Origin of the sequence: Pseudonocardia sp. (assembly GCF_025465255.1) — a bacterium.
In the GTDB taxonomy this organism is placed as follows: domain Bacteria; phylum Actinomycetota; class Actinomycetes; order Mycobacteriales; family Pseudonocardiaceae; genus Pseudonocardia.
In genome coordinates this window covers 1-17,859 of record NZ_JAODNI010000214.1, presented here as the reverse complement: position 1 = coordinate 17,859, position 17,859 = coordinate 1, and the positions used below count along the sequence as shown (strand labels likewise).

Genomic DNA, 17,859 nt, shown 5'->3' with positions numbered 1-17,859 from the left:
GAGCATGCCGAACGACACCGGTGGCCCCGCGGTTCTGCGCCCGCCCGCCGACGACGTCCTGGACACCACCGCGTTGGGCCGCTACGTCCGCTGGCTGGCGGCGGAGCGCGGCCGCGTGTTCAGCAGCTACGACGAGCTGTGGCGCTGGTCCGTGGACGATCTCGAGGGCTTCTGGTCGTCGATCTGGGACCACTTCGGCGTCCGGGGCACCTACGACACCGTGCTCGGGGACCGGGACATGCCGGGCGCGCAGTGGTTCCCGGGCGCCACGCTGAACTACGCCGAGCACATGCTGGGCCTGCCCGAGGATGCGGACCGGACCGCGGTGATCGCGCGCTCGCAGACCCGCGGTCCCGTCGAGCTGACGTTCGCCGAGCTCACGGACCAGGTCGCGCGGGCCCGGGCGGGCCTGCGCCGGCTCGGCGTCGGTCGCGGGGACCGGGTCGTCGGGTTCCTGCCGAACGTCCCGGAGGCGCTCGTCGCGTTCCTGGCGACGGCGTCCCTGGGCGCGGTCTGGGCGTCCTGTGCGCCGGAGTTCGGGGCGCGCAGCGTGATCGACCGGTTCGCGCAGATCGAGCCGACGGTGCTGGTCACGGTCGCCGGCTACACCTACGGCGCCAAGGAGATCGACAAGACGGCCGAGGTCGCGGCGGTGCGGGCCGGGCTGCCGACGGTGCGCCATGTCGTCGGCGTGGAGTACGGGCCGCACCGCGTCCCGGACGCGCTGAGCTGGGACGACCTGCTTTCCCAAGAGGGGTCGGGCACGGAGACCGAGCCGCTGACGTTCGAGGCGGTCCCGTTCGACCATCCGCTCTACGTGCTCTTCTCCTCCGGCACGACCGGCCTGCCGAAGGCGATCGTGCACGGCCACGGCGGGATCCTGCTCGAGCACCTCAAGTCCGGCGCGTTCCAGCTGGACACGCGGCCCGGCGACCACGTCCTCTGGTTCACCACCACCGCCTGGACGATGTGGAACATCATCATCTCGGGCCTGCTACACCGGGCGGCCGTCGTCCTGGTCGACGGGAACCCGCTGTACCCGGACCTCACCGAGCAGTGGCGGATCGCGGCCGGGACCGGGGTGTCCCTGCTGGGGACCAGCCCCGCGTACCTGATGTCCTGCCGCAAGGAAGGGATCGAACCGGCCTGCGAGGTGGATCTCTCGAAGCTCCGCATGCTCGGGATCACCGGCTCACCGCTGCCGGACGAGGGCTTCGAGTGGGCGCAGGAGCAGTTCGGGGACCGGGTGCTCGTCAACTCGATGAGCGGCGGCACGGACGTCTGCTCGGGGTTCGTCGCGGGCAACCCCTGGCTCCCGGTCTACCGCGGCGAGATCCCCGGCCCGTGCCTCGGCGTCGACGCGACGGCGTTCGACCCGGACGGCCACGAGGTCGTCGGGGAGCTGGGGGAGCTGGTGATCCGCAAGCCGATGCCGTCGATGCCGGTGCGGTTCTGGAACGACCCCGGCGACGAGCGCTACCGGTCGTCGTACTTCGAGGTCTATCCCGGGGTCTGGCGGCACGGGGACTGGGTCGTGATGTCCTCCCGGCGCACCTTCGTGATCAGCGGCCGCTCGGACGCCACCCTCAACCGCGGCGGCGTCCGGCTGGGCACGGCCGAGTTCTACTCGGTTGTCGAGGAGCTCCCCGAGGTCGCGGACAGCCTCGTCGTGCACCTGGAGGACAGCGGGGGAGGACCGGGTGAACTGCTGCTGTTCGTCGCGCTGTCCGACGGCGCGGAGCTCGACGACGCGTTGCGCGCGCGGATCCGCGGTGCACTGCGCACCGAGCTGTCCCCGCGCCACGTGCCGGACGACATCCGGGTCGTCCCGGCGGTGCCGCGCACGCTGACCGGCAAGAAGCTGGAGACCCCGATCAAGCAGATCCTGCGCGGCCGCCCGCCCGCGGAGGTGATCAGCGCCGACGCCGTCAGCGACTTCTCCGCCGTCGCCGCCTTCGCCATGTCCGACGCCGGGGAAGGGGACGACGCGTGATCGGCGCGCGCGTCCTCGCCGCCGCGGCGGCCGGGGCGGCCGGCTGGGCGGTGCGGGACTACCGGAAGTGGCGCAGCCTCGGGCCCGGCGGGCTCCCGCCGAACGTCGCCGGGTGGATCACCGTCACCGGGATGCGGCTGCGCGGCCGGGACCCGTTCGAGCCCCTGGAGCCGGGCGAGGGCGACGTCAGCCGGATCCTGCTCGACCTCCCACCGCGCGACGGGCAGCGGCCGGAGGTGGGTCCCCATCCCGTGCCGCACCGGGTCCTGGACCAGCACGCGCCCGAGCCGGTGAAGGCGGCGCTGCAGGCGGTCGTCGCGGAGCTCGCGGTCCCGCCGCTGGAGATCCGGACCAGCGGCTGGGAGAAGCACCACGACGCCCTCTGCGTGCGGGGCGGCCCCGAGATCGCGCACGTCCACCCGTCCGACGGGTCGATGCACGTGGTCCTCGGCGCCGTCGACGCCCGGGTCGTCGTCAAGCGGCGGTGGGGCGAGTACCACCCGCTGGCCGGGGTGATGCTCGGCCTGCCGGCGACGTACACGCTGCTCTACCCGCCGCGGACGCTCGCCGAGGTCGAGGTGCTCCGCGCCGTCCTGACCGCCGCCGTCGAGCACGCCGGAAACGGGACGTGAGCCGCCGCGGGGCGCTCGTGACGATGGTCGCGGCGTTCGCCGCGGTCTCCTGGGTGATCAAGGAGGCGGTCGAGGCCTCGCTGGCCGGCGGCCGCGTCGTCGACCTGGGGATCGTGCAGCTGCGACTCCTCCACAACTCGGGGATCTCGTTCAGCATGGGCGCGGGCCTGCCGGCCTGGGTGATCCTCGCGGTCACCGGGGTGATCGCGCTGGTCGTCGCCGTGTTCGGCTGGCGCGCGGCCCCCACTCTGCCGGTCCTCGGCCTGGTCGGGGTCTCCGGCATCCTCGCCGGCGCGCTGACGAACCTGGCCGACCGCGCGATCGACGGCGCGGTCACGGACTACCTGCACACCGGCTGGTTCGCGACCTTCAACCTCCCGGACTCACTGATCACGCTCGGAGTCGTCGCGCTCGGGATCGCGTTCCTGCTGCAGCCGGACACCCCGGCCGAGGCTAAGGACTGATCACTCGGCCTCCAGCGGCACCGCGGTCCCCCGGACCAGGCCGAGCTGGACGGACTGCCGGCCGAGCACCGCGTCGAGCAGCCAGTCGACCGCCGTCCGCACGCGGTTCCCGGGCATCGCCGCGAGGTGATAGCCACGGGTGACGACCTTGGCCGGAAGACCGGAGAGCGGGATGTGCAGCGGTTCGGCCGCGGCGTCGGTACCCCCGAGGTCGACGACGAAGCCCAGGTCGCGGTGCTTGTACGGGCGCATCGACCCGTGCCCCAGCGACGCGGCCACGTTCCTGCCGGCGAGGGCACCCTGCCGTCCGGCGTGCTGCGCGGTCATCGGCGTGATCTGGCCCGGCTTCGTCAGGTCCGGCACGGCGGCGGCGTCGCCACAGGCGAAGACCTCGGGGTGACCGGGAACGCCGAGCGTCGGGTCGACGACGAGCCGGCCCTTCAGGGTGGGCAGGCCGGTCTCCTCGGTGAGCGGGTCCGGGGTGACGCCGACGCACCAGACCAGGGACCGGGTCGGCACGAATTCGTCGTCGGTGAGGTGGACGCCGTCGGGAGTCGCCTCCTTCACCGAGACACCCATCATGACCTCGACGCCGCGCTTGCGCAGGACCCTGTCCGCGGTCCGGGACATCCGCGGGCTCAGGCCGGGCAGGACGGTCGGGGCGACGTCGAGCAGCAGCCAGCGCACGCGCTGAGCGGCCAGCTGGGGGAAGCGCTTCACCAGCGCCTGGGTGAAGAGCGGTCCCTGCGCGGCGACCTCGGTCCCGGTGTAGCCCGCCCCGACCACCACGAACGTGCACCGGGCGGCGCGCTCCTCCGGATCGTCGGTCGCGGCGGCGAGCTCGATCTGTCGGATGACGTGATCGCGCAGGTAGAGGGCCTCGGCGACACCGCGGTAGCCGTGCGCGTACTCCGTGACACCGGGGATCGGGAGCAGCTTGTTCACGCTGCCGGCGGCCAGGACCAGCCGGTCGTAGCCCTGCTGGTGGGTGCGGCCCTCGGGGTCGGTGTAGGTGACCTCCTTGTCCGTGAGCGAGACGCCCGTGACCTCACCCAGCGCGAGCCGGACGCCCTCCAGGGTCCCCGGGATGGAGACCGTGATCCGGCGCGGGTCCAGGATCGCCGCGGAGACCTCCGGGAGCAGCGGCAGGTAGAGGAAGTAGTCCGTCGGGTTGATCACGACGATCTCGGTGTCGGACTCCTCGGGCAGGGTTCGGCGCAGGGACTTCGCCGCGTGGTACCCGGCGAAACCCCCACCGACGATCACGACGCGCTTCGGTTCGGTCATCTTCGGCGTATGCCCCCTGTCGTGTCGGTCCTACCCTGGCACGGCCCCGCGGATCACGGGGAGGTCGCGGCGGCCCGTCCGCCCCGGAGGAACTCGACGAGCGCGGCGACGTCGGGCAGCTCGTCGCCCTCCTTCAGCGCCCCGAACGGCGCGTTCCAGAACGGTCCCTCGCGTGGCTCCCAGGGGCCGACGTAGGCGTACGGCAGGGGATGCCCGGCGTCGCCGGGCGAGACTCCGTAGTTGACCTCGTCGACGCCGAGGGCGAGGTCGAAGTGCTCGGGCCACAGCACCGGTTCGACGTCCGGGAACAGCGACCGCAGTGCCGCGTCGCCCCGGGCGAACCAGGCGGCGAGCAGGCCCGCCGCCGCGGGGTCGACGGCCAGCGGTGCGTCCGGGTCGTGCCCGGAGTCCGGGTAGCTGTCCGGCGGCCCGACGGTCACGCCGGCCTCGGCCGCCAGCGACCGGCAGCTCCCGGTCAGGGGGAACCGGCCGTCGGGCGTGACCAGCTCGGTGCCGTCGACTCGCAGCGGCGAGACCGCCCCGCCGAACCCGCCGGAGGTCGGCCGCAGCCTGATCTTCCCCTGCTCGCGGAACTGGGGCCCGGCGATCACGAGCTCCGCGACGGCGTGCAGGGAACGCCGGGTGCTCACGAGGGTGTCGGGGTCGGTCATGCCCCCACCCTGTACCCGCGCGCCCATCCACGCGCGTCTGGTCGCCCGACGCACGCGGTCGACGCCGCGCGTCGCACCGGGACGCCCGCGTGGGTGGCCCGCGCTCACGCGGGCACGGGATCGGCGGGTCCCGGGGCTGCTCCACGGGGCGTGGGGTCGCACGCTGGGAGCATGCTCGTCGCTCCCCGTCGCCCCGTGCTGCCCCGGCCGGTGGCCTTCGCGACCCTGTCGGCGGTGCTCGTCGCCTCCCTGATCGGGGCCAGCGTGCTCGGCGGGCCACTCACGGGACGGCTGCGGCCCTTCCCCGCGGTGCTCGCGGGGAACGGGTTGCTCGCGCTGGGCACGACGGTGGCGGTGGTGTCGATCGGCCTGGGAGCCACCGTCCCGTTCCTGCTGGGCAGCGTCATCGCCGGCACCGGCTTCGGGGCCGTGTTCGCGGGCGGGCTTCGACTGCTGCTCGGGGGCGCGGACCAGGACGCCCGGGGCGGGCTCCTCTCGGCCGGCTTCCTCGTCGCCTACCTCGGGTCCGCCGTGCCCACGTTCGTCGCCGGCCGGTTGACGCCCGGCTGGGGCTGTGGGGCGTGACCGTCGGGGTCGGTGCACTGGTCGTGCTGCTCGCGCTGGTGTCGTCGGGGATCGCGCTCGGCGTCCGGCGGGAGCCCGCGCGGTAGCCGCTCCGGGCCGACCCGCGACGGGGCCGCCCGGCAGGGTTCGACACCGCGACGGCCTCTGTGAGCGCGAAGGGCGGGTGACCCCTCAGGCGGCGCAGACGGCCTCGGGCTCGTCCGCCTCGGTCTCCTCGGGCGCGGTGGCCTCCACAGATCGCAGTGCCACCGCCGCGACGACGGCGAGCACCGCCGCGATCCCGGCCGCGATCGCCGAGGTGAGCTGCAGACCGTCGACGAACGCGGTCCGCGCTTCCGCGAGCAGCTCGGTTCCGGCCGGTCCGGGCAGCCGTGCGGCTGCCCCGACCGCGCCGCCGAGGGTGTCCCGGGCCGCCTGCGCGGCCTCGTCCGGGACCCCGGTCGGCAGTCCGGCCGATACTCCGCTCCGGTAGACCGCGACGCCGATGCTGCCGAGCACCGCGATCCCGAGCGCCCCGCCCAGCTCCGCCGCCGTCTCGGAGACGCCGGACGCCGCACCCGCTTTCTCCGCCGGCGCCGAGCCGACGACCATCTCGGTGGTCAGCCCGAACACCGGACCCATGCCGAACGCGATCACCACGGACGCCGCGATCAGCGCGGACAGCCCGCGGTCCACCTCGACCGTGGACAGCAGCAGCATCCCGGCCGCCGATGCCGCCAGCCCGCCGGCGACGGTGCGGGCGGGGCGGACGCGGGCGAGGAACCGGGGCGCGAGCTGCGAGCTCACGACGAACGCGACGGCCGACGGCAGTGACCACAGGCCCGCTTCGAGCGGCGACATCGTCATCACGAGCTGCAGGTACTGCGCGATGTAGAGGAAGTACCCGACCATCACGAAGATCGACAGGAAGTTCACCAGCAACGCGGCGTCGAAGGCCCGGATCCGGAACAGCCGGACGTCGATCATGGGCTCGGGGAGCCGCCGCTGCCGGCGCACCCACAGCACGCCCACGAGCAGTCCGACCGCGATCGCCAGCAGCGGCACGCCGCCGATCCCGTCCTGTGCGATCTGCTTCACGCCGTAGACAACGGCCAGCAGCGCGACGACGGACATCGCGGCGCTGCGCACGTCCAGGCGGCCCGCGTCCGGGTCCCGGTACTCGGGCAGCACCTTCGGCCCGAGCACCAGCAGCGCGCCCATCACCGGCAGGGCCAGCAGGAACACCGAGCCCCACCAGAAGTGCTCGAGCATGACCCCGCCGAGCACCGGGCCGACCGCGCTACCCGCGGAGAACGCGCCGATCCAGACGCCGACGGCCGCCGAGCGCTGCTTCGGGTCCGTGAACATGTGGAAGATCAGCGAAAGGGTCGAGGGGGCGATCGTCGCGCCGGCGATCCCCAGAAACGCGCGGCTCGCGATCAGCATCTCCGGCGTCGTGGAGAACGCGGCCAGGATCGAGACCAGGCCGAACGCCGCCGCCCCGACGAGCAGCAGCCGGCGGCGGCCGATCCGGTCCCCGAGGGTGCCCATCGTGACGAGCGCGCCCGCGACCATGAACCCGTACACATCGATGATCCACAGCAGCTGGGTGCTGGTGGGTCGCAGGGCCTCGCTGACCTGCGGGATCGCGAGCTGAAGGACCGTCAGGTCCATCACATAGAGCAGGCAGGCGAGGGCGAGGACGGCGAGGCCCACCCACTCGCGGCGCCCCGCCCTGCGCGTCCCGGGTGTGGTGGTCATGTCCGTGGTCCCTCCGCTCGTGGTCGTGCCGAGAGGGGAGACCCGCACGTCACCCGGAACTCATCGGTGGTGGCGTCACCCAGGCCCCTGACCCCGTGGGCGTCAGGACTCGGGGACCTCGCGGCGGATCTCCTCCAGCCAGGTCTTCGCGCTCATGTCGCTCGGCGCGCGCCAGTCGCCGCGCGGGGACAGGCTGCCGCCCGCGGACACCTTCGGGCCGTTGGGCAGGGCGCTCCGCTTGAACTGGCTGAAGCCGTAGAAGCGCTGCGCGAACACCTCGGACCATTTCCGGATGTCCGCCATCGTGAACGCCCCGCGCTTGTCCGGCGGGAACCCGACCGGCCAGTCCCCCTTCTCCGGGTCGCTCCACGCATGCCAGGCGAGGAACGCGACCTTCGACGGCCGGAACCCCCAGCGCAGCACGTGGAACAGCGTGAAGTCCTGCAGCGGGTACGGGCCGACCTTCGCCTCGCTGCTCTGCACCTCCGCGCCGTCGGTCGAGGGCACGAGCTCGGGGGTGATCTCGGTGTCCAGGACGGACTGCAGGACCTCGCCGACCTCGTCGTCGAACTGCTTGGACGAGATCACCCAGCGGATCAGGTGCTGGATCAGCGTCTTCGGCACCCCTCCGTTGACGTTGTAGTGCGACATCTGGTCCCCGACGCCGTAGGTCGACCAGCCCAGCGCCAGCTCGGACAGGTCCCCGGTGCCGAGCACGATCCCGTTGCGCTGGTTCGCCGCGCGGAACAGGTAGTCCGTCCGCAGCCCGGCCTGGACGTTCTCGAACGTCACGTCGTAGACAGGCTCGCCCGAGGAGAACGGATGGCCCAGGTTCTTGAGCATGAGTCGGGCGGTCTCGGTGATGTCGATTTCCTCGAACGTCACCCCGAGGGCCTCGCCGAGCCGGTAGGCGTTGCCCTTGGTGTGCTCGCCCGTGGCGAAGCCGGGCAGGGTGAACGCGAGGATGTCGCTGCGGGGGCGGTTCTCGCGGTCCATCGCCCGCGCCGCCACGATCAGCGCGTGCGTCGAGTCCAGGCCGCCGGACACGCCGATGACGATCTTCGGCTGGCCGATCGCGCGCAGCCGCTGCTCCAGGCCGCTGACCTGGATGTTGTAGGCCTCGTAGCAGTCCTGCTCGAGCCGGCTCTCGTCCGCGGGCACGAACGGGAAGCGCTCGAGGTCGCGGAGCAGCCCGATGTCCCCGCGCGGCGGCTCCAGCGCGAACTCCACGGTCCGGAACTCGTCCAGCCGCGCGGCGTGGTGGCGCCGGTTGTCGTCGAACGTCCCCATCCGCAGCCGCTCGTTGCGTAGCAGCCCCAGGTCGACGTCCGCGACGGAGCTCCGGGGTCCCCTCGGGAAACGCTCGGTCTCGGCGAGCAGCACGCCGTTCTCGTAGATCATCGTCTGGCCGTCCCAGGACAGGTCCGTGGTGGACTCGCCCTCGCCGGCCGCGGCGTAGACGTAGGCCGCCAGGCAGCGCGACGACGCGGAGCGGCACATCAGCTTCCGGTCCTCCGCCCGGCCGATGGTGATCGGGCTGCCGGAGAGGTTGGCCAGGACGGTCGCGCCCGCGAGCGCCGCCTCGGCGCTCGGCGGGACCGGGACCCACATGTCCTCGCAGACCTCGACGTGCAGCACGAACCCGGGCACGTCCGAGGCGGAGAACAGCAGGTCCGGGCCGAACGGGACCTCCGTGCCGGCGACCCGGATCGTGCCGCGCACGTCGTCCCCGGGGGCCATCTGCCGGCGCTCGTAGAACTCCCGGTACGTCGGCAGGTAGGACTTCGGCGCCACCCCGAGCACCCGCCCGCGGTGGATCACCACGGCACAGTTGTGGATGCGGTGCCGGAAGCGCAGCGGCGCGCCGACGACGAGCACCGGCAGCAGGTCCGCGGACCCCGCCACGACGTCCGCGAGCGCCACCTCCACGGCCTCGAGCAGGGAGTCCTGCATGACGATGTCCTCGAGGGAGTACCCGGAGAGGGTGAGCTCGGGGAACAGCGCGAGGCCGACGCCGTCCGCGTCGAGGTCCCGGGCCTGCGCCAGCACGGAGGCCGCGTTGGCGGCGGGCTGCGCGAGGGCGGTGGTGATCGTGGCTGCGGCGACCCGCAGGAAGCCGTGGCGGTAGGCCGACCAGAAGTCCGTCACCCCCGCAGTCTGCTACAGCCGATCAGTACTCGTCGTGTCGCTTCACCCACGACATGAACGGGCCGTCCGCACGCCCCTTCGGCTCCTCCCAGTCCTCCTGGCGCCCGAGCGCGGTCATGTCCAGCCAGACGTAGGTGCCGAGCTGCTCGTCACCGCCGCGGGCGAAGGCCGAGTAGGTGTGGAACACGTCGTCGCCGTCCCGGAGGAAGGCGCTGGTCCCGGGGCCCTCACCGGTGAACGGCTCGGTGGGCGCGTAGTTGTACTCGTCCGGCCCGCGGTCCTCCTCGAAGGAGACGTGGAAGTCGAAGTTGAAGTCGCTGCCGGCCGAGGAGTACCACGGCACCGTCCAGCCCATCCGCTCCTGGTAGGCCCGCAGCGTCTCGAACGGGGCCCGGCTGACGAGCACGAGCGAGGTGTCCCGCGCGTGCAGGTGCGCGGGGTGCCCGATGTTGTCCACGAGGAACGAGCAGCTCGGGCAGCCCGCGTCCATCTGCGGGCCGTACATGAAGTGGTAGACCAGCAGCTGGCGGCGCCCGTCGAACAGGCCCGCGAGCCCGACGTCACCCTCGGGGCCGGTGAAGCGGTAGTCCTTCTCCACCTTCACCATCGGCAGCTCGCGTCGCGTGGTGTTCCGGGCGTCGCGGGCCCGCGTCAGGGCCTTCTCCTCGGCCAGCAGCGCCTTCCGGGCGGCGAGCCACTCGTCGCGGGACACGACGTTCGGCAGTGCGGTGGTCTGGGTCATCTCGGTCCTCCCGTGGGTGTGGCGTACGGAAGGGTGGACCCGAGCGGGCGCCCGGAGTCATCGGTCACCCGGCAGGCTTCTCCTGGACGGCCCAGCTGTTGCCGTCCGGGTCGTCGAAGAAGACGAAGGCGTTCCAGGAGCCCCCGTGCCCGTCGGACCACTGGCCGTCCTCGCCGACGTGCCGGACCGGGCTCGCGTCGACCCCGCGCTCGACGAGCTGGGCGCGGGCCTTCTCGATGTCCGACACCACGAGCTGCAGGCCCTTCACCGTGCCCGGCTCGCCCTTGACGATCCCGGTGCCCACGGTGATCGAACAGGCGGAGCCCGGCGGCGTCATCTGCACGATCCGGGTGTTCTCGTTCGCCTGGTGGTCGACGTCGACGACGAACCCGCACCTCTCCGCGTAGAACTCCTTCGCCCGGTCCACGTCGCTCACCGGGATCACGATGACCTCGAGCTTCCAGTCCATCTTCTCGGTCCTCTCGTCGGGTCCGCACCGGCATCTCACCAGAAGGAACCGTCGTCGGCGCGGAAACTCATCGCCTGCCCAGCGAACGGATGGCGGGCCCGGGGTCGCCGCCACCCATCGGCGCGAGCACCGGGGTGGTGACCCCGGCCTCGACGTACGCCTCGACCTGCTCCCGGATGTACCCCGCCGGCCCGTGCAGGATCAGCGCGTCGACGACGCCGTCCGGGATGGCGGCGACCGCGGCCTTCCGGTCCCCCGAGGACCAGGCGTCCCACATGCCCTTCAGCTCGTCGCGGCCCAGCCACTCGTGGAAGGCCCGGTAGACCGGCACGTTCAGGTAGGCGGCGAGGTGCCGGCGACCGATCCCGCGGGCGGTCTCCGCGTCGACGTCCGGGAGCACGAAGATCCGCGCGACGATCTCCTTGCCCGGACCGACGTGCGGCGCGACGGTCCGGACGTCGTCGGCGGAGAGCCAGTTGACGATCGCGCCGTCGCCCTCCCGCCCGGCGAGCCGCAGCATCCCCGGCCGCAGCGCCGCGACCAGGACCGGCGGCACCTGATTCGGCACCTCGGCGAGGGTGAACCCGCTGATCGCGAACGTCTCGTACGTCTCGCTGACCCGCCCGCCCGCGAACGCCGCCCGCAGGAACCGCACGGTGTCCCGGACGCGCTGGTAGGGCCGGGCGAAGGCGATCCCGTTCCAGCGCTCCACGATCACGTCCGACGACGTCCCGACGCCCAGGGCGAACCGCCCCGGGGCGAGGTTCGCCAGCGTCGCCGCGGACATCGCGAGAGTGGCCGGGCCGCGGGTGAACGCGGGCGCGATCGCGGTGCCGAGCCGCAGCGCGGGAGCCCACTGCGAGGCCAGGACCAGCGGGGCGAACGCGTCCGTGCCCGCGGCCTCGGCGGACCAGACGTCCGTGTAGCCGAGGTCGGGCAGCGCCTCGACCAGGCCCCGCTGCTCGCGAAGTGGCATCCCGGAGAGCGGGACGGTCAGTCCCCAGCGGCGTTCGGCAGCGAGCGTCACGCGGTCACGATAAGGCGGATGCGCCGGGGCGGTGCCGGCTCGGCCGAACTTCGCGACGGCCCGGTACGAACGCCACCGTCACGCGAGCGGCCGGCCGGTGAACCGGTGCCACCAGCGGCGCCGCTCGGCCGGCGGTGCCGCTGCGGGAGCGCGGTCCGCGGGCGGTGGCGCCGGAGGACGGCGCGCCTCCCGCCAGCCCTCGAGGATCGCGTCCGGGTCCGCCTTCCGCAGCGGGACCCGGGGCATCGACGGCATCCGCAGCTCGCGCACGACCCGGAGGTTCAGCTCGCGCACGAGGTCCCGGACGGCCTTCTCCGTGCGCAGCCCGCGGACGGTCTCCGGCAGCGCGGCGAGCTCCTTGCGGAGCTGGATCGGCTCGGGCAGCAGCGCGTCCCGGGAGATCCCCTCGCGCTCCAGGTAGCTGCGGATCCACCAGTTCTCGCTGGTGTCGTGCAGGTTCGGCAGGGGCTTCCCCCTGCCTGGCAAACGGTCGAAGTCCCCCCGCTCCTGCGCCTCGCGGATCTGCTTCTCGACGGCCGACTCGTGCGGCGTCCTCCGTGGGTCCGGCACGACGATCCCCTCCCGGATCCCTCGTCCCGACGGTACCGGCGCGGGGGCGGCTCTCAGCCGAACGCGTCGGCGATCGTCTCCAGGGCCTGCGCGTCGCCGTGCACGAGGATCGTGTCGACGACGGTCTCGTCCCACGCGGCGAGCTCGGCCCTGATCTTGTCCTTGGGGCCGACCAGCGCGACGTCCTCCACCATCTCGAGCGGCACGGCCGCGATCGCGTCCGCCTTGCGTCCGGCCAGGTAGTGCTCCTGGATGGCGGCGCACTCCGCCTCCCAGCCCATCCGCACGAAGACCTGGTTGTGGAAGTTCACGTCCTTGGCCCCCATGCCGCCGATGTAGAGGGCCAGCTGGGGGCGGACCGCGTCCGCGGCCTTCTCCACGTCGTCGTCGACGATCACGTTCATCGACGCGGAGACGGCGAAGTCGTCCAGGCCGGTGTGCCGGGCGCCCGGCCGGGAGAAGCCCTCGGCGAGGGCGGTGCGGTAGAAGCCGTCCGTCTTGGGGGAGAAGAACAGCGGGAGCCAGCCGTCCGCGATCTCGGCGGCGAGCGCGACGTTCTTCGGGCCCTCCGCGGCGAGGTGGATCGGCAGATCGGTGCGCAGCGGGTGGACCGTGGACTTCAGCGCCTTGCCCAGGCCGGCGCCGCCCTGCAGGGGGAGCTGGTAGAACTCGCCGTCGAACTCGATTGGGCGTTCGCGCGCGAGGATCTCCCGGACGATCGCGATGTACTCCCGGGTGCGGGCGAGCGGCTTCGGGTAGGGCTGGCCGTACCAGCCCTCGACGACCTGCGGCCCGGACGCGCCGAGTCCCAGGACGAAGCGGCCGTCGGAGAGGTGGTCGAGGGTGAGGGCGGCCATGGCGGTGGCGGCCGGGGTGCGCGCGGACATCTGCAGGATGTTGGTCCCGAGCAGGATCCGGCTGGTGGCGGCGCCGTACCAGGCGAGCGGCGTCAGACAGTCCGAGCCGTACGCCTCGGCGCTCCAGATCGCCTCGTACCCCAGGCGTTCGGCGGCGAGGACGGCCTCCTGCGCGCCGGCGGGCGGACCGGACGACCAGTAGCCGACGTGGCACCCGAGCTTCATGGCGGCCTCCCGCGAACACGACAGTGTGGACGGGACCCATCCTCGCCCACCGCGGTGCCGCGGGCGGTGTGACGTGCTCCGCTCAGCGGGCCAGGTCGGCGAGGAGCTGGCCGTCGACCCACGGGTCCAGGGAGCGGGCGCGGCCGTTCTCGTCGGTGTAGCCGCAGGCCTTGTTCGTGATCGTGTCCGGCTCGGCGGGGTCCTCGAACCGCGGCGTCGCGTCCGGTTCGCACGTGTAGACGGTGTCCGCGGGGGCGACGGTGCGGACGACCGTGGCGGGCGCGGCGTCCTCGATGGCGCGGTCCGTGGCGCCGGCCGCGCCGCCGGACGTCAGCGCGAAGCCGGTGCCGAGGCTCGCGGCGACCATGGCCGGGACGACGGCGGTGAGCAGCCGGCGCGGTCCGGCTGTCCCGCGGGACACGTTCCGCCCGCGGGACGCCGTCGGTGCCGTGCGGTGCCGTCCGGTCATGGTCCCCACCCCCGTGCCTGCTTCCTGCCTGGTCATCGTGGGGCGAGCACCGGATGTGAACAGATCCGGAAAACATTCGTCAGTTGTGGTGAACCCGGGTAACGAGCCGACCCGAGCCGACTCCCGCTGATCAAGGGCGGATCGGGCCTCCCGGAGCCGCTCCGGAGCCGCTTCGGCCCTGATCTGCCCTTGATCGCGCGGAGGGTCGTCGGGCGATCAGGTGCCGGGACCGAGGCTCCGCCGGAGGGCCCTCTGTCGATCTTGCGACGGCCGTCGCCGGGAGCTGGTCCAGCACGTGGACGGCCTTGGGCGTCTGCACCCCGCGCCCTTCAGGTCGCGGCGGAGGTGCCGGACCAGCTCCTCGGGTGGGGCGGTGGCGCCGGGGCGCAGCACGACCGCTTCAACGGTCCCGACGCCGCGTCCCGGGGTGTGGCGCCCGCGGCGCCGAGCGGTTCAACTCTTCCGCACCGATAGAGTTCGAGGCCGCGGCATCGCTGCGCGTGCGTCTCGCTCCTCACCCGAAAGCGGTGCCCCGCTCCGATGTCCCTCCCTGCGCTCGCGCGGCGCCCCGCCTGGTTCGCACCCGCCGTCCTCCGGACCGAGATCCTGTCCGGACTGGTCGTCGCGCTAGCGCTCATCCCCGAGGCGATCGCCTTCTCGATCATCGCCGGGGTCGATCCCCGGGTGGGGCTGTTCGCGTCGGTGACCATGGCCGTCACGATCGCGTTCGCGGGCGGACGGCCGGCGATGATCTCCGCGGCGACCGGCGCCGTCGCCCTGGTCGTGGCCCCGGTCGTGCGGGAGCACGGCGTGGAGTACCTCATCGCGACGGTGCTGCTCGCGGGAGCGTTGCAGATCGTGCTGGCGTTGCTCGGCGTGGCGCGGCTGATGCGGTTCCTGCCGCGCAGCGTGATGGTCGGGTTCGTCAACGCGCTGGCGATCCTGATCTTCGTGGCGCAGCTTCCGCAGCTCTGGGACGTGCCCTGGCTCGTCTACCCGTTGCTGCTCGCCGGTCTCGCGATCATGGTCCTGCTGCCACGGCTGACGACCGTCGTCCCGGCGCCGCTGGTGGCGATCGTCGTGCTGACCGTGGTGACGGTGGCCGCGCACATCGCCGTGCCCACGGTGGGGGACCAGGGCGCCCTGCTGGACTCGGTCCCGCTGCCCGGCCTCCCGGACGTCCCGCTGACCTGGGAGACGCTGCGGATCATCGCGCCCTACGCGCTCGGCATGGCGCTCGTCGGGCTGCTCGAGTCCCTGATGACGGCGACGTTCGTGGACGAGATCACGGACAGCCGCTCGGACAAGCGCCGCGAGTCCTGGGGGCAGGGCGTCGCGAACATCGTCACCGGGTTCTTCGGCGGCATGGGCGGCTGCGCGATGATCGGCCAGACGATGATCAACGTCCGCTCCGGCGGCGCGCGTACCCGGCTCTCGACGTTCCTCGCCGGGGTGTTCCTGCTGGTCCTGTGCGTGCTGCTCGGCCCGGTGGTGGCGCGGATCCCGATGGCCGCGCTCGTCGGCGTCATGATCATGGTGTCCGTCGGGACGTTCGACTGGCACAGCCTCCGGACCCTGCGCCGGATGCCGCGCAGCGAGACCGCGGTGATGCTGGTGACCGTCGTGGTCACGGTCGCCACCCACAACCTCGCCTACGGCGTCGTCGTCGGCGTGCTGACGGCCACCGTGCTGTTCGCCCGCCGGGTCGCCCAGCTCGTCGAGGTGACCAGCGAGCTCTCCGGCGACGGCGGCACCCGGACCTACCGGGTCACCGGCCAGCTGTTCTTCGCCTCCAGCAACGACCTGGTGGCCCGGTTCGACTATGCCGGTGACCCCCCGTCCGTCGTCGTGGACCTGACCGCCGCGCACGTCTGGGACGCCTCGACGGTGGCCGCGCTCGACGCCGTCCGCACCCGGTACGCAGCCCGCGGCATCGAGGTGACGATCGCCGGGGCGAACGAGAACAGCCGGGCCCGCCTCGAGGCCGTCCCGCGCTGACGCGCCCGTGCGCGGATCTCGTTGCCAGGGCGACGATTTCCGCGCACGACCCTCACAGCGCCAGCGCCGCGCGGGCGGCGAGCCGGAACAGGCCCTCCCGGGCGTCCCGCGCCGTCGTCCAGCCGCGGTGCTCCCAGGCCTCTCCGGCCAGCGAGTCGCCCGCCAGCAGCAGGTGGGCCAGCGAGATCCCGCGGTGCCGGGCCACCGCGATCAGCGCGGACGCCTCCATCTCGACCACCGCGCAGCCCTCCTCGCGGCGCCGGTCCACGCGGCTGCGGGTCTCGCGGAAGATCGCGTCCGTGGTCCAGGTGCGGGCGATGACGAACGGGACGCCCGCCTCGTCGAGGGTCTCCGCGAGCGTCGTGACGCCCGCGGGGTCGGCGTCCACCACGCGCGCGGGCGGCAGGTAGTGGAACGAGGTGCCCTCGTCCCGCACCGCGCTGTCGACGACGACGGCGTGCCCGATCGTCAGCTCCGGGACCAGCGAGCCGCACCCGCCGACGGCCACGACCGCGCGCACCCCGAGCGCGATCAGCTCCTCGAGGAAGATCGCCGACAGCGGCGCGCCGATGCCGGGCTGCAGGACCGCCACCGGCCGCCCGTCGACCTCGATCTCGTACACCGGCCACGGGCCGAGCTCGGAGCGCAGGCGCAGGACCCGCCGCCCCTCCGCGCCGGCCGCGGCGACCACCTCCGGGAAGAAGCACAGGACCGCGGCCTCGGGCAGCGAGGCGCCCGGCTTCACCACCATCTCCGGGTTCAGCACGGCGGGCTGGGCGAGGTCGTCCTCGAGCAGGGGAAGGTCCACCGGGTCAGCGTCGCGCACGTGGCCGAAGGGGGCGGAGTCGCCCGGCTCGCCGCGCGCCTGGACGCGACGCCGGCCGGCGCGCGGCGGATCGCGGGACTCGGGAACATGTGGGCGGCGAGCTGCTGTTCCTGCGCTGCGTGAGGCCCGTGGCGGCCGGTGGGGGAGCTCGGCGCCGCGCCGCCGCTCGCCGACGCCCGGGAGCGGCTGCGGCACGCCGTCGTCGCGAACCCGCGGCAGGTGACGACGGGCGACCGGCGCCGCCCGCACTGGTCTACACCTGGGGTGCTCGTCGTGCCAGGCTGGATGTCGTCCGTCCGACGGAATGTTGTGTGCGCAACTACTGTTGGTCCGGGTATTCGAGAGGGAAGGGGAGTTCCATGCCACAGCCCGAGGGAGCCCAGCTCGAGGCGGTCCGCGCCCGGCGCGCCGATCTGCGAGAGAAGTACCTGCACGCGGTCGCCGCCCGCCCGGCCACCACGGTCCGGGGCGTGCACCACCTGGCCCTGATCTCCAAGGACGTGGAGGAGACGATCCGGTTCTACCAGGACCTGCTCGGCTTCCCGCTCGTCGAGCTCGTCGAGAACCGGGACTACGCCGGCTCGTCGCACTTCTTCTTCGACATCGGCAATGGCAACCTGCTCGGCTTCTTCGACTTCCCGGGCCACGAGCACCCCGAGTTCCAGGAGACGATCGGCGCGGTGCAGCACCTGGCGCTGTCGACGTCGCCCGAGGAGTTCGAGGCGGCGCGGAAGCGGCTCGACGAGGCGGGCGTGGAGTACCTCGGCCCGGACCGCGGTGTGGACAACAGCCTTTACATCCGGGATCCCAACGGCGTCGGCCTGGAGTTCTACCGCGAGGAGCTGGGCAAGTTCGAGGGTGAGCCGCTGCTCGGCTGAGCGTCGTCTCGCGGAGCGCGCCGCCGGTACCGGCGGGCGCGCCCCTCGTACCACTGCGCAACCCCCGTGTGCGTCGCGCGTCCTACGGGTGAGGGGCCGGTACGTGCCTGCGTACCCTGGCCGACGACCGGCGGGGCGCGGGCCCGGACGCTGACAGGGTGGGTGCGCAGCAGATGAACGGTGACTTCCAGGGGCCGCAGGGCCGGGGTGGCATGCCGCCCGGGCCGCCACCGCGGCGCGGGGCCGGTCCAGGCTGGGGCTCACAGCCGCAGCGCGGC

Annotated in this window: 17 protein-coding genes; 6 read left to right on the top strand and 11 right to left on the bottom strand. The window is 73.1% G+C overall.

All coding sequences use genetic code 11. The annotated features are described in order from the left end of the window. Positions 1-4: 4 nt before the first annotated feature. The 3 genes from JWP64_RS26240 to JWP64_RS26230 are packed head-to-tail and all read left to right on the top strand — an operon-like array spanning position 5 to position 3,089. Positions 5-1,993, top strand: coding sequence for an acetoacetate--CoA ligase (locus JWP64_RS26240; protein WP_297502420.1), 1,989 nt, complete (start codon positions 5-7; stop codon positions 1,991-1,993). Beyond that, complete coding sequence (locus tag JWP64_RS26235) at positions 1,990-2,625, top strand: luciferase family protein (RefSeq protein ID WP_297502407.1); 636 nt, start codon at positions 1,990-1,992, stop codon at positions 2,623-2,625. Before JWP64_RS26240 ends, JWP64_RS26235 begins: the two co-directional genes overlap by 4 nt. Next, positions 2,622-3,089, top strand: coding sequence for a signal peptidase II (locus JWP64_RS26230; protein ID WP_297502405.1), 468 nt, complete (start codon positions 2,622-2,624; stop codon positions 3,087-3,089). Before JWP64_RS26235 ends, JWP64_RS26230 begins: the two co-directional genes overlap by 4 nt. Here the strand turns inward: JWP64_RS26230 and JWP64_RS26225 are convergent, their stop codons facing one another. After that, entirely contained in the window at positions 3,090-4,376 is a 1,287-nt protein-coding gene (locus JWP64_RS26225; RefSeq protein ID WP_297502402.1) for an NAD(P)/FAD-dependent oxidoreductase, read from the bottom strand. 53 nt (positions 4,377-4,429) lie between these two features. Further along, entirely contained in the window at positions 4,430-5,047 is a 618-nt protein-coding gene (locus tag JWP64_RS26220) for a hypothetical protein (RefSeq protein ID WP_297502400.1), read from the bottom strand. 171 nt (positions 5,048-5,218) lie between these two features. Here JWP64_RS26220 and JWP64_RS26215 point away from each other — a divergent pair, with 171 nt between their 5' ends. Next, complete coding sequence (locus tag JWP64_RS26215; RefSeq protein ID WP_297502398.1) at positions 5,219-5,632, top strand: hypothetical protein; 414 nt, start codon at positions 5,219-5,221, stop codon at positions 5,630-5,632. A 171-nt stretch (positions 5,633-5,803) separates the two neighbouring features. Here JWP64_RS26215 and JWP64_RS26210 read toward each other — a convergent pair whose 3' ends face one another. The 8 genes from JWP64_RS26210 to JWP64_RS26175 all read right to left on the bottom strand — a co-directional run bounded on the left by JWP64_RS26210 (position 5,804) and on the right by JWP64_RS26175 (position 13,879). Further along, positions 5,804-7,372, bottom strand: coding sequence for an MFS transporter (locus JWP64_RS26210; RefSeq protein ID WP_297502397.1), 1,569 nt, complete (start codon positions 7,370-7,372; stop codon positions 5,804-5,806). Between the two features lie 102 nt (positions 7,373-7,474). Then, entirely contained in the window at positions 7,475-9,520 is a 2,046-nt protein-coding gene (locus JWP64_RS26205) for an NAD(+) synthase (protein WP_297502396.1), read from the bottom strand. 22 nt (positions 9,521-9,542) lie between these two features. Continuing rightward, a complete protein-coding gene (locus tag JWP64_RS26200; protein WP_297502394.1) occupies positions 9,543-10,262 on the bottom strand; it encodes a DUF899 domain-containing protein in 720 nt (239 codons plus the stop codon). Between the two features lie 64 nt (positions 10,263-10,326). Continuing rightward, positions 10,327-10,731 carry a VOC family protein gene (locus tag JWP64_RS26195; RefSeq protein WP_297502393.1) on the bottom strand — a complete coding sequence of 135 codons (405 nt, stop codon included), beginning with the start codon at positions 10,729-10,731 and terminating at the stop codon, positions 10,327-10,329. 67 nt (positions 10,732-10,798) lie between these two features. Further along, positions 10,799-11,707, bottom strand: a complete 909-nt coding sequence (locus JWP64_RS26190; RefSeq protein WP_297502418.1) for an LLM class F420-dependent oxidoreductase — start codon at positions 11,705-11,707, stop codon at positions 10,799-10,801. Positions 11,708-11,836: 129 nt separating this feature from the next. Beyond that, complete coding sequence (locus tag JWP64_RS26185; protein WP_297502392.1) at positions 11,837-12,328, bottom strand: DUF1992 domain-containing protein; 492 nt, start codon at positions 12,326-12,328, stop codon at positions 11,837-11,839. Between the two features lie 53 nt (positions 12,329-12,381). Continuing rightward, positions 12,382-13,410, bottom strand: coding sequence for an LLM class F420-dependent oxidoreductase (locus JWP64_RS26180; RefSeq protein WP_297502390.1), 1,029 nt, complete (start codon positions 13,408-13,410; stop codon positions 12,382-12,384). 82 nt (positions 13,411-13,492) lie between these two features. Beyond that, the gene (locus JWP64_RS26175) at positions 13,493-13,879 is read right to left on the bottom strand and encodes a hypothetical protein (RefSeq protein WP_297502388.1); all 387 of its coding nucleotides are present in this window, start codon (positions 13,877-13,879) and stop codon (positions 13,493-13,495) included. A gap of 540 nt (positions 13,880-14,419) precedes the next feature. Here JWP64_RS26175 and JWP64_RS26170 point away from each other — a divergent pair. Then, on the top strand, positions 14,420-15,877 hold the full coding sequence (locus JWP64_RS26170) for a SulP family inorganic anion transporter (protein ID WP_297502386.1): 1,458 nt from the start codon (positions 14,420-14,422) through the stop codon (positions 15,875-15,877). A 52-nt stretch (positions 15,878-15,929) separates the two neighbouring features. Here the strand turns inward: JWP64_RS26170 and JWP64_RS26165 are convergent, their stop codons facing one another. After that, the gene (locus JWP64_RS26165; RefSeq protein ID WP_297502385.1) at positions 15,930-16,685 is read right to left on the bottom strand and encodes a nucleoside phosphorylase; all 756 of its coding nucleotides are present in this window, start codon (positions 16,683-16,685) and stop codon (positions 15,930-15,932) included. 377 nt (positions 16,686-17,062) lie between these two features. Between JWP64_RS26165 and JWP64_RS26160 the strand changes: the two genes are divergently transcribed. Further along, positions 17,063-17,581 carry a VOC family protein gene (locus JWP64_RS26160; protein WP_297502384.1) on the top strand — a complete coding sequence of 173 codons (519 nt, stop codon included), beginning with the start codon at positions 17,063-17,065 and terminating at the stop codon, positions 17,579-17,581. Positions 17,582-17,859: the final 278 nt, after the last annotated feature.

Coding starts and splice junctions, on each gene's coding strand:
- JWP64_RS26240 (WP_297502420.1), top strand. CDS start 5: ATGCCGAACGACACCGGTGGCCCCGCGGTTCTGCGCCCGCCCGCCGAC.
- JWP64_RS26225 (WP_297502402.1), bottom strand. CDS start 4,376: ATGACCGAACCGAAGCGCGTCGTGATCGTCGGTGGGGGTTTCGCCGGG.
- JWP64_RS26220 (WP_297502400.1), bottom strand. CDS start 5,047: ATGACCGACCCCGACACCCTCGTGAGCACCCGGCGTTCCCTGCACGCC.
- JWP64_RS26215 (WP_297502398.1), top strand. CDS start 5,219: ATGCTCGTCGCTCCCCGTCGCCCCGTGCTGCCCCGGCCGGTGGCCTTC.
- JWP64_RS26210 (WP_297502397.1), bottom strand. CDS start 7,372: ATGACCACCACACCCGGGACGCGCAGGGCGGGGCGCCGCGAGTGGGTG.
- JWP64_RS26200 (WP_297502394.1), bottom strand. CDS start 10,262: ATGACCCAGACCACCGCACTGCCGAACGTCGTGTCCCGCGACGAGTGG.
- JWP64_RS26195 (WP_297502393.1), bottom strand. CDS start 10,731: ATGGACTGGAAGCTCGAGGTCATCGTGATCCCGGTGAGCGACGTGGAC.
- JWP64_RS26190 (WP_297502418.1), bottom strand. CDS start 11,707: ATGCCACTTCGCGAGCAGCGGGGCCTGGTCGAGGCGCTGCCCGACCTC.
- JWP64_RS26180 (WP_297502390.1), bottom strand. CDS start 13,410: ATGAAGCTCGGGTGCCACGTCGGCTACTGGTCGTCCGGTCCGCCCGCC.
- JWP64_RS26175 (WP_297502388.1), bottom strand. CDS start 13,879: ATGACCGGACGGCACCGCACGGCACCGACGGCGTCCCGCGGGCGGAAC.
- JWP64_RS26170 (WP_297502386.1), top strand. CDS start 14,420: ATGTCCCTCCCTGCGCTCGCGCGGCGCCCCGCCTGGTTCGCACCCGCC.
- JWP64_RS26160 (WP_297502384.1), top strand. CDS start 17,063: ATGCCACAGCCCGAGGGAGCCCAGCTCGAGGCGGTCCGCGCCCGGCGC.